Source organism: Xanthomonas sp. SHU 166 (genome assembly GCF_000364685.1).
GTDB lineage: Bacteria > Pseudomonadota > Gammaproteobacteria > Xanthomonadales > Xanthomonadaceae > Xanthomonas_A > Xanthomonas_A sontii.
This window is the reverse complement of the sequence record NZ_AQOJ01000674.1, coordinates 1-11763: the sequence shown is the minus strand read 5'-3', so window position 1 is coordinate 11763 and position 11763 is coordinate 1. Positions and strand designations below refer to the sequence as shown.

General features: G+C 67.5%; 5 protein-coding genes. All 5 read left to right on the top strand.

Going from position 1 to position 11763, the window contains the following annotated elements:
• Positions 1-213: 213 nt before the first annotated feature.
• The 5 genes from D180_RS24020 (at position 214) to D180_RS15985 (ending at position 11584) form a co-directional block, all read left to right on the top strand.
• On the top strand, positions 214-1245 hold the full coding sequence (locus D180_RS24020; RefSeq protein WP_157835477.1) for a hypothetical protein: 1032 nt from the start codon (positions 214-216) through the stop codon (positions 1243-1245).
• Positions 1246-1613: 368 nt separating this feature from the next.
• Complete coding sequence (locus D180_RS16000) at positions 1614-6503, top strand: alpha-2-macroglobulin (RefSeq protein ID WP_198526572.1); 4890 nt, start codon at positions 1614-1616, stop codon at positions 6501-6503.
• Between the two features lie 299 nt (positions 6504-6802).
• On the top strand, positions 6803-7459 hold the full coding sequence (locus tag D180_RS15995; protein WP_051064851.1) for an HAD family phosphatase: 657 nt from the start codon (positions 6803-6805) through the stop codon (positions 7457-7459).
• A 251-nt stretch (positions 7460-7710) separates the two neighbouring features.
• On the top strand, positions 7711-10623 hold the full coding sequence (locus tag D180_RS15990; protein WP_017913591.1) for a TonB-dependent receptor: 2913 nt from the start codon (positions 7711-7713) through the stop codon (positions 10621-10623).
• Between the two features lie 19 nt (positions 10624-10642).
• Positions 10643-11584, top strand: a complete 942-nt coding sequence (locus D180_RS15985) for a glycerophosphodiester phosphodiesterase family protein (RefSeq protein ID WP_017913590.1) — start codon at positions 10643-10645, stop codon at positions 11582-11584.
• Positions 11585-11763: the final 179 nt, after the last annotated feature.

Below are 11763 nucleotides of genomic sequence, written 5' to 3'. Positions count from 1 at the left end.
CCGGATGAACAACCTACTGAGAGATCACAGCTAGGGTAAAGGCCTAGGCGTGACTTGAAAGCGGGGCCGTGCGTCTAACGTGGGTATCATTGGTCCGTGACCTACAGCTATCGTGACTGGAGTGACGCCCCAATAGAGTGCGTTAAAGATAATTTCCTGATTGCCGCTAACATGGGCTCAATCGTCAGTGCATGAATAATCATAGGGATGTGCATGAAGAAGCTTATTCGTGGCGGATTTTTAGTGTTATTGGTGGCATTTTTAACGCAAACTGCTGTTGAGGCAGCAGATTCATCAGTTGATCTGCAAAAAGAAGCGCGCCTGCGCGTTTTCGCATCTAGTGATACTTCAGTGAGCTTTCGTGCGAACGCGAACAAGCCCGGGGGCGAAGCGGTAACCCTGCAGGACTCAAGGGCCAGTGGGAATCGCTGGTTCATGCATAAAGAGGAAAATATATCAATTGGTATTCCTGAAACGCAGGCGACGCGGAGCTTGGACGAAAGTCCTCGTATAAACCCTTACTTTCGTGAGTATCGTCTCACGCCAGGTCAAGTGATTAGGGTGTACGCAGGGCTTCATGGGCATGCGCAATGTATACCTTCTGAGGAAGCGCGCTTGCCGGAGAGGAAGAGGAGTAAGTTCTTTTTACCGCCAAGCATCAGTTGGACTCCCGAGCCTGGAGTCGATTACGAAGTGGAGTTCGTGGTCGAGGGTGGTCAGTGCAAAATCTATGTGAGGCAAGTTCTGGAGGATGGGCGTACGGTGCCTTTGTTTCGCGAATTCGACCGCGAGCGCTTGCGAGAGAATAACTACAAAATAGTCGGGCCGCATCTTTTTGTTTTCCTGGTTCGGCCCGGGAGCGTGTTCTATCGCGTCGCGGGCGAGTCAAAGGATCTGCAGATGGTTTTGGATGACGTCCAGCATGCCGATTCCTTTGAGGCGGCTATTCGTGAAGTCGCGGAAGCATCGGGTGCGCGGGCCTGTATCGTGCTTCCGGCTTACGAATATCAGAGTCCTTTGCTTGAGCGACTCCAGCGGTTGCTTGAAAAGGATGGTGCTTCATTTTCCGCGATCTATGAAAAAGAGGCTGGTTTGCGCAATGTGATGAAGATAGAGGGCGACGTGCCGACGACGTTCGCGGCAGCCGTGTCATATTGTCAAGTGGTTGCTAGTGTTGCCTTTCGCCAGCCGGCGACAGCAGATTCGGGGCCGCAGCAAGTGAAAGGTGGCGAGGCGCAGCATTAACGAGGGCCGTCAATGCTCGATCAATTGTTGTGATGGCGTAGCTTCCTTTGGGGGGTCGGATCAATTCATCGTTTCGGAAGTAGCGCGTCGCGTGTGAATCCTCTGGCATGCCTGCGCTGATGGTCCGCCCCTCGTGGCTCCCCCTGACCTGGCTCGGGTTGGCGGCGCATCGCGATGATCGGTGCGGCGATTCCGCGATGAATAGCCTGGTCTGACCCTCAGGCGGCTGCGCTGGTAAGACTTCCGCCTCGGTTGTGACGCTACCTCTGTGTCGCTCTCGCCGACGTTCTATACTCCCGCCACATTCACGGAGCGAACGCATGCACACGGATTCGAAGCGGCGCTGGGCGGGCCTGCGCGCGGGGTTGATGGGGACGTTCTTGCTGCTGGGCCTGGCGCTGGCGCTGGGCGGCTGCAAGCGCAACGAATCCGGGCAGTTGCCCGAGGCCAGCGGCGAGCCGGTGAAGGGGCAGAAGGAAGCGATGAAGGGCTTCGGCCTGGTCCGCGCCTATCCCGACCAGAAGAGCGACGGGCTGTCGCTGGCGCTGGAGTTCTCGCGGCCGCTGGTCGGCACCCAGGATTTCGACAAGTTGCTGCGCTTCGAGGAGAAGGTCGGCACCGACGAGAGCGCCTGGTCGCTGTCCGATGACGGCAAGACCCTGCGCTATCCCTACGTGGAGGCGGCCAAGGACTACACCGTGGTGATCTCGGCCGACCTGCTGGCCGCCGACGGCAGCCGCCTGGGCAAGCCGCTCAAGCAGAAGGTCTACACCGGCGAACTGACCCCGGCGGTCGGCTTCGCCTCGCAGGGCAGCGTGCTGCCGGCGCGCGAGAGCCGCGGGCTGCCAGTGGTCTCGCTCAACGTGCCGGAAGTGGACGTGGAGTTCATGCGGGTCAAGGAGGGCGCGCTGCCGACGTTCTTCGCCCAGTACCAGCGCGGCGGCCGCCGCGGCACCTGGGAGCTGGACAGCGACTACGGCGAGCACACCCCGATCTCGCAGATGGCCGACTCGGTCTACGTCAACCGCTTCGTGCTCGGTGGCGACAAGAACGAGCGCGCGCTGACCTACCTGCCGATCCAGGAGATCAAGGAACTGCAGGCGCCGGGCCTGTACTTCGCGGTGCTGCGCCGCCCCGGCAAGTTCGACAACGAATACGACACCGCCTTCTTCACCGTCAGCGACATCGGCCTGCACGCGCGCGCCTACAAGGACAAGCTGTTCGTGCACACCGCCTCGCTGCAGAGCGGCGAGCCGCTGAAGAAGGTGGAGCTGCGCGTGCTCGGCGCCGACGGCGAGTTGTTCCTGAAGGGCCAGACCGACGACAACGGCAACGCGCTGCTGAACTACACGCTCGACGCCGGCCAGGTGCTGGTGGCGCGCAGCGGCACCGACCTGTCGATGCTGCCGTTCAACCAGCCGGCGCTGGACCTGAGCGAGTTCGCGGTGGCCGGGCGCGAGAACGCCTGGTTCGACGTGTTCGCCTGGTCCGGCCGCGACCTGTACCGCCCCGGCGAGACCGTGCGGGTGTCGGCGCTGCTGCGCGACAACGACGGCAAACCGGTGCCGACCACCGGCAAGGGCGCGCAGCCGGTGTTCCTGCGGCTCAAGCAGCCCGACGGCAAGATCTTCCGCGAGACCCGGCTGCAGCCGGGCGAGCAGGGCTACTTCAGTTTCGAGCAGCTGATCCCCGCCGATGCGCCGACCGGACGCTGGCAGGTGGAGTTCCGCACCGACCCGACCAGCAAGGAAGCGGTGCAGGGCATGACCCTGCGCATCGAGGAGTTCCTGCCCGAGCGCATGAAGCTGGACCTGGACAGCGCGCAGAAGACGCTCAAGCCGGGCGAGCCGTTCAAGCTGCAGGCCACCGCCGCCTACCTGTACGGCGCGCCGGCCGCGGGTAACCGCTTCACCGCCAAGCTGGCGGTGGCGGTCGAGCAGCATCCGGTGGAGGCGCTGCCGGGCTACTTCTTCGGCGACCCGACGCTGCAGTTGCCGCGCGAGGCCAAGGACGTGGTCGATACCGAATTCGGCGCCGACGGCAAGCTCAGCGAGGATCTGGCGCTGCCCGACGAGGCCAAGCCGACCAGCACCATCGCCGCGCTGGTCTCGGCCAGCGTGTACGAGACCGGCGGGCGCACCGTCACCCGCACGCTCAAGCGCGTGCTGTGGCCGGCGCCGGCGCTGGTCGGCGTGCGTCCGCTGTTCGACGACAAGGACGGTGCCGACGCCAACGCCAATGCGCGCTTCGAACTGATGCGGGTGGATGCGCAGGGCAAGCCGCAGCCGGCCAAGGGCCTGAAGGTGACCCTGGTGCGCGAGCTGCGCGACTACCACTGGGCGTTCACCGACAACCGCTGGGACTACGACTTCACCCGTCGCTTCGAGAACAAGCAGACGCTCACCGTCGATGCCGGCGCCAGCGCCGCCAAGTTCGATTTCCCGGTGGAGTGGGGCGAGTACCGGGTGGACGTGTTCGACCCGGCCACTGGCCTGACCACGCGCTATCCGTTCCATGCGGGCTGGAGCTGGAACGACGAGAACCGCGGCCTCGATGCGCGTCCGGACAAGGTCAAGCTGGCGCTGGACAAGACCGGCTACAAGGCCGGCGACACGCTCAAGGTCACTCTGACCCCGCCGCATGCCGGCCCCGGCCTGCTGATGGTCGAGAGCGACCGCATGCTGTACGTGCAGGACATCGACGTGAAGCCGGGCAGCACGTTTGAGATCCCCGTGACCAAGGACTGGGAGCGGCACGACGTCTATGTCACCGCGCTGGTGTTCCGCGGCGGCTCGGCACCGAGCAAGATCACCCCGGCGCGCGCGGTCGGCGTGGCCTACGTGCCGATGGACCGCAAGGCCCGGCGCGTGGCGGTGGGCCTGGTCGCGCCCAAGCAGATGCGCCCGGAGCAGCCGCTGCCGGTGACGGTGAGCGTGCCGGAGCTGGCCGGCAAGCAGGCGCACGTGACCATCTCCGCGGTGGACGTGGGCATCCTCAACATCACCCGCTTCCCGGTGCCCGACGCCAACGCGCAGTTCTTCGCGCAGCGGCGCCTGGGCGTGGATGCGTACGACATCTACGGCCGGGTCATCGAGAGCTTCGAGGGCGGCACCGGCAAGCTGCGCTTCGGCGGCGACATGGCGCTGGCGGCGTTGCCGCAGGCCAAGCGGCCGACCGCGCGGGTGCAGACCGTGGACCTGTTCTCGGGTCCGGTGCAGCTCGACGCCAAGGGCAATGCCCGCGTGCAGTTGCCGGTGCCGGACTTCAACGGCACCCTGCGCGTGTCGGCGCTGGTCTATTCGGACGAGCGCTACGGCAACCGCGACGTGGAGACCCTGGTGCGCGCGCCGATCGTGGCCGAGGCCAGCATGCCGCGGGTGATGGCGCCGGGCGACCGCAGCACGGTGACCCTGGACGTGCAGAACTTCACCGGCCAGCCGGGCGAGTTCAAGGTGCGGGTGGACGGCGAAGGCCCGCTGGCGATCGCCGACAACGCACGCAGCGCCAAGCTGGGCAAGGACGGCAAGGCCACGCTGAGCTTCCCGCTGGTGGCGCAGGAAGGCTACACCGTGGCCAAGGTGCGGGTGCGAGTGGAAGGCAATGGCTATGCCGCCGACCGCCGCTACGACCTGCCGGTGCGCGCGGCGTGGCCGTCGGTGCTGCGCGCGCAGACCCGTGTGCTCGACCCGTTGGCGCCGGTGACCCTGGGTGCCAGCGATGCCGAGGGCTTGATGGCCGGCTCGGTCAACGCGCGCATGCTGGTCAGCGCCTTGCCGCCGATCCCGTTCGCCAGCGCGCTGCAGGGCGCACTGGAATACCCCTACGGGTGCGCCGAGCAGACCACCAGCAAGGGCTACGCGGCGCTGCTGCTCGACGATGCCACCGCGCGCCTGCTCGGGGTCAAGGGCCTGGATGCGGCCACGCGCCGCGCGCGCATGGAAGGCGCGTTCGGGCGGCTGGCCTCGATGCAGGTGTCCAGCGGTCACTTCTCGATGTGGGGCGACGACGGCTACGTCAATCCGGGGCTGACCCCGTACATCGCCGAGTTCCTGCTCGACGCAAAGGACGCCGGCTTCGCGGTGCCCGACAACGTGCTGCAGAAGGCGTTGAACCGGCTCAGCGAGGACCTGCTGTCCGGCGGCAACAACTTCTACGGCCAGGACCGCCGCGAGAACCTGAAGTTCGCCAATCAGGCCTGGTCCGGCTACGTGCTGGCGCGGGTCAACCGCGCGCCGCTGGGCACGCTGCGCGCGCTGTACGACAACGACCGCAGCAAGGCGCTGACCGGCCTGTCGCTGGTGCACCTGGGCGTGGCGCTGTCGCTGCAGGGCGACAAGAAGCGCGGCGAAGCGGCGATCGCCGCCGGTTTCGCCAAGGACAGCGCCGACCGGCCGCGCTACTTCGGCGACTACGGCAGCGTGATCCGCGACGACGCGCTGATGATCGCGCTGCTGCACGAGCGCGGCCTGGCCAAGCCCGAGTACGACGCACGGGTGATTGCGCTGGGCCGCGAGTTGGACGCGCGCCGCCGCGGTGGCTGGCTGTGGCTGAGCACGCAGGAGCAGGTGGCGCTGGCGCGCATGGGCAAGGCCTTGCTCAACAGCCAGACCGCGCAGGTGTCCGGGCAGTTGAGCATCGGCGACAGCAGCGAGGCGATCGCCCCGGCCAAGGCCTTCGGTCGCCAGTTCGGCGAGGCCGAGCTGGCGCGCGGCGTGCACTTCGTGCCGCAGGGCCAGCCGCCGCTGTACGCCAGCCTGGAAATCGCCGGCGTGCCGCGCACCCCGCCGGCGGCGGACGACAGCACGCTGAAGGTGGAGCGCAGCTTCTACGGCACCGACGGCAAGCCGTGGACGCCGCAGCCGTTGAAGGAAGGCGAGGCGCTGATCGTGCGCGTCACCATCACCTCCGACACCAGCATGCCCGACGCGTTGCTGACCGACCTGCTGCCGGCCGGCCTGGAGATCGAGAACTTCAACCTGGGCGACGCCAAGCAGTGGGCCGACGTGGTGGTGGACGGCATCGAGATCAGCGACCGCTCCAACGCCGCCGACGTCAAGCACGAGGAGTTCCGCGACGACCGCTACGTGGCCGCGCTGAGCCTGTCGGCGGGCAGCAAGGCGCAGGTCTTCTACCTGGTGCGCGCGGTGACCCCGGGCACCTACACGGTGCCGCCGTCGCTGGTCGAGGACATGTACCGCCCCGACCTGCGCGGCGTGGGGCGCAGCAACCCCGGCACGATCAACGTCGTGCAGCCCTGACGAAAGCCCCCCTCCCTTCGGGATAGGGGCCGGGGGTGAGGGTCCGACCACCAGGGAGCCCAACCAGCACGCCGCACCAACTCCCCTCTCCCCCCGGGAGAGGGGCTGGGGGTGAGGGTCCGACCGCCAGAGAACCCCACCAGCAACCCCGCACAACCCCCCAGGGGCCGGGGATGAAGGGACGCCGGCCAGCACTGTCAGCCAGAAGGGACGGCTACCATGACCGCCGCACCCAGCGCGCCGCCGCCGGCGCACGCCTGGTCCGCCGCTGCGTCCCCCTCTCGTTCCTGGAGCCAGTCATGCCCCCCGCATCCTCGCCGTCCGCTGCATCCCACCTGGACACCGTGGTGTTCGATCTCGGCGGTGTCCTGATCGACTGGAATCCGCGCCATCTGTACCGCCGTCTGTTCGACGACGAGGCAGCGATGGAAGCCTTCCTGCGCGAGGTGTGCAGTCCGCGGTGGAACGAGCGTCAGGATGCCGGGCGGCCATGGCAGGAGGCGGTGGCCGAACTGAGCGCGCTGCATCCGGCGCATGCGCCGATGATCGCCGCCTACCACGCGCGCTGGCCGGAGATGCTGGGCGGCGCGCTGGACGCCACGGTGGCAGTGCTGGAGGAACTGCGCGGGCAGGGCGTGCGGCTGTACGCATTGACCAACTGGTCGCACGAGACCTTCCCGATCGCACGCGAGCGCTATCCGTTCCTGCAGTGGTTCGAAGGCGTGCTGGTGTCGGGCGAGGAGCGCCTGGTCAAACCGGATCCGGCGATCTTCGCGCTGCTGTGCGAACGCTATTCGATCGACCCGGCGCGGGCGGTGTTCATCGACGACGCGCCGCGCAACGTGCACGCCGCCGCGGCCACCGGCATGCATGCGCTGCAGTTCCGCGACGCCGTCACCTTGCGCGAGGACCTGGTCGCGCTGGGCCTGCTGCCGCCGCGCGCGCCAGCGCCCTGATCCACGCCGCGCCGTCGCCAGCGCAGCGTCCTGGCGGTCACGGTGCGGCGCCTTGCGCCGACAGCGATGCCGTGGGCCGCTCCACGCCCTGCGAGCGGCCGGCCGTTGGCCGATGCCGTACAGAACGCCGTTGCCATCGCCGGGCGTGCGCTGTCGCCAGGCTTTCCGCTGGCCGCCATCGCAGCGTCATATCCCTGGGATTAAATAACGAACTTTAAGTTACTTAATTCGGTCAACCAGGGGACATCGCCATGCAACCACTCACCCATCGGCGCCGCGCGCTGATCGTCTGCGCGCTCGCCGCCAGCTGCCAGGCCGCGCTCGCACAGGACGCCGCATCCACCACGGCGACGCTCGCTGCCGACGCCAGCGCCGTCGCGGCCGCCACCGCACCGGCCGTCGGCGACGCCACGCCCGACACCACGCCCAACGCCGCCGCCAGCGCCGACGGCACCACCACGCTGTCCAGCGTGATGGTCACCGGCGTGCGCAAGGCCAATGCCGCCGCGATCGAGAGCAAGCGCGCGGCCACCAACATCACCGACGTGGTCAGCTCCACCGACGTGCGTGCGCTGCCGGACACCACCATCGTCGAGGCGCTGCGCCGCATCCCCGGCCTGTCGGTGCTGCCGGCCACCGACAACGAGCATCCGCGCGACGAAGCCGCCACCCCGGTGCTGCGCGGCCTCGGCCCGTCCTACAACAACGTCACCATCGACGGCCTGACCGTGGCCTCGCCGGGCACGCCCAACGGCACGCTGGGCTCGATCACCCGCGGCGTGCGCCTGGACATCCTGCCGGCCTCGATGGTCAGCGAACTGCAGGTCATCAAGACCTTCACTCCGGACCTGGACCCGAACGCCACCGGCGGTGCGATCAACCTCAAGACCCGCAGCGCGTTCGAGAACGGCGGCAAGCCGTTCTTCACCGCCGAGGCCTCGCTGGGCCATGCCAACGACGTCGGCAAGCCGCGCGACCAGGACGACCCGGGCTATCGCCTGCTCGCCACCGGCAGCCGCACCTTCGGCAGCGAAGGGCAGTACGGCCTGACCCTGTCCGGCAACTACCAGACGCTGAGCAGCTACACCGAAACCCACATGACCACCGACACGGTGCACTACGGGTTCTACGACAACAGCGGCGCACTGCAGAGCGGCACCAACCTGGGCAACGGCTGGGCCGTGCCGCAGCAGGACAAGTACTGGTACGTGATGGACAAGCGCGACCGCTACGGTCTCACCGGCAAGTTCGAGGCGCGGTTGAGCGAATCCCTCCAGGCCTACGCCATGGCCGGCTACTACTATTTCCGCGACAACATGGAGCGCAACGAGGTCATCCTCGATCCGCGCAACCGCAACCGCGTCTACAACCAGACCGCCACCAGCGGCACCTACCCGGTCGGCGACGTGGAAGTGGGCTACTCCAACCAGATCACCACCACCCGCACCAAGCTCGGCCAGACCGGCTTCGAATGGCGCCCGGACGACCGTCAGGTGCTGTCGGCGCGCGCGTCCTGGTCCGATGCCACCTATGCCGAACCGATCAAGATGATCAAGTACGTCACCGGCGCGCAGCGCCCGGCGGCGGTGCCCACCGGGCAGACCGGCCCCGGTGTCACCGTGGTGCCGACGGCGGCCTATGGCTTCAACTACGACACCTCCGCACTCAACCAGCGTTTCCCGATGGCGGCGCAGGCGTACTACAACTACGACAACTACAGCCTGCTGTACTGGCGCCCGGACTACCAGCGCAATGCGCGCGACAAGGTGCTCACCGGGCGCCTGGACTACGCCTTCAACCGTGGCGAGATGGACCGCGGCGTCGGCTTCGGCAGCGGCCTGAGCTACACCCGCGACGAACCCGGCTTCGATATCTACCGCGTCGAATACCAGCCCAACCGCAGCGCGCCGCCGCTGAAGATCGCCGACGTGCTGGCGCCGTCCAACGCGCCGATGCGCTACCTGGGCCTGAACCTGATCGCGATCGATCCGGACAAGGCCAGCCAGGTGCTGAGCGCCACGCCGCTGAGCGCGTTCAACCGCACCGACCAGAGCGCCTTCAGCAACCAGGACAACTTCAGCCATCGCGAGGAGATCTTCGGTGCCTACGGCCTGGTCGGCTATCGCGCCGACGATTTCGATGTGGAAGCCGGCCTGCACTACGACCATACCGACCAGTCCACGGTCGGCCGCCAGCGGCAACTGGATGCGGCCACCGGCAGCTACGTCTACGTCGATGCGCCCACCGAGTCGCGCTACGCCAAGGTGCTGCCGTCGGCGGTGATGACCTACCACGTCAACGACCGCCTCGACCTGCGCGCCGGCGCCAGCCGCACGCTCGGCCGTCCGCCCTACGACGCCTACGCCGCGCGCACTTCGATCGGCTTCGTCAACAGCAGCGACATGGGCAATCCCAACGCGCAGGGCGTGACCGTCACCATCGGTAATCCCGACATCAAGCCGCGCGTGTCCACCAACCTGGACCTGTCGCTGGAATGGCGCCTGCCCGACGATTTCGACGGCATGCTCGCCGCGGCACTGTTCGACAAGCGCATCCAGGACGAGATCTTCACCCTCTCGCGCACCGACCAGTTCAGCTTCAACGGCACCACCTATTCCAACGTGCTGATCAGCACTCCGGCCAACGCCGCCAAGGCGCACGTGCGCGGCCTGGAACTGAGCGCGGTGTTCAACACCCTGTTCCCGGGCGTGCCGGCGCTGTCCGGCCTGGGCGCCAGCGCCAACCTGGCGCTGCTCGATGGCGGCATGAACGTGCCGTTCACCAGCGGCAGCGCGCCCAACCTGGTGCAGAGCCAGCGCACCGTCGATCGCCTGGTCGGGCAGCCGGACTACACCGCCAACGCCTCGCTGTTCTACACCGTCGGCGGCGTCGAACTGCGTGCGGCCTACAACCGCCAGGGCAAGGCGCTGCGCGCCATCGTCAGCAACATCGCCTGGCAGGATCTGTACTGGGCGCCGCGTTCGCAGCTGGACCTGTCGGCGACCTGGGCGGTGAGCAAGCAGCTCAGCGTGGTCGGCCAGATCAGCAATGTCACCCACAGCCGCCTCACCAGCTTCACCGGCCCCGGCGAGAACCTGCTGAAGGACAGTTATTCGATGCCGACCACCTACTGGCTCGGCCTGCGTTTCACCCCGTCGCTGTGACCGTTGCCGGAGACCTTCCATGAACCTGCTTTTCTCGCGCGGCGCGATCATTGCCGCACTGCTGACCGCGACGGCCCCGGCCATCGCCGCCATCGCCCCGATCCAGGCGCGCCTGGCCGCACCCGACGGCGGCATCTTCGTCGTCGCCCACCGCGGCTGCCACAATCCCGCGCCGGCGCACGGCTTTCCCGGGCACGCACCGGAGAACTCGCTGCTGGGCCTGGAGCGCTGCGTGACGCTGGGCGTGGACATGCTGGAAACCGACATCCGCCGCGCCGGCGATGGCACCCTGGTGATGTTCCATGACGCCACCGTCGACCGCACCACCGACGGCACCGGCAAGGTCGCCGAACTGACCTGGCCGCAACTGTCGCGGTTGCGCCTGCGCGACGACGAGGGCGGCGCCGACGCGCCGCTCACCGACCAGCATCCGCTGACCCTGCAGCAGATGCTGGCCGCGGCCAAGGGCCGGATCATGCTCAATCTCGACGTCAAGGCGCCGATCTACGCCGAGGTGGTCGACGCGGTGCGCCGCGCCGGCATGGAGCGGCAGGTGGTGGTGAAGACCGAAGTCGGCGTCGCCAGCCAGGACCTGGCGTCGATGCCGCCGTTCGACCGGATCAACTTCACCCCGGTGCTGCTCAACCCGCCGGGCACCGACGACCTGGTGCAGACCGTGCGCACCCAGACCGACGGCAAGGTGCGGCCGGTGGCGATCGAACTGCCGCGGATGCGTCTGGCCCAGTTGCCGGCGGTGACGGCGCTGGCCAGGCAGCGGCAGGTCCGGCTGCTGGTCAATACGCTGTGGGAGGGCTTCGTCGCCGACGTCGGTGGCGATGCCGATGCGGTGCGCGATCCGGAGGCGGTGTGGGGGCGGCTGTACCGCGCCGGCATCGGCGCCTTCCAGACCGACGAACCGGAAGCGCTGCTGCGCTATCGCGCGTCGCTGGAAAAGCCCTGACCCGCGCATGGCCGTTCAACTGTCCGTAATCGGTCGCTGCGCGACCGCTTGCGGACGCCGCGACCGCGCGCGCAGCGGTCGCGGCGCAACGGATTCAATGGGTTAGCGCGGTTCGCCGATTGGCATGCGGCCTGCTGTACAGCAGGCATGGATATCGCGAAATCCCCGAACCGTTCGTT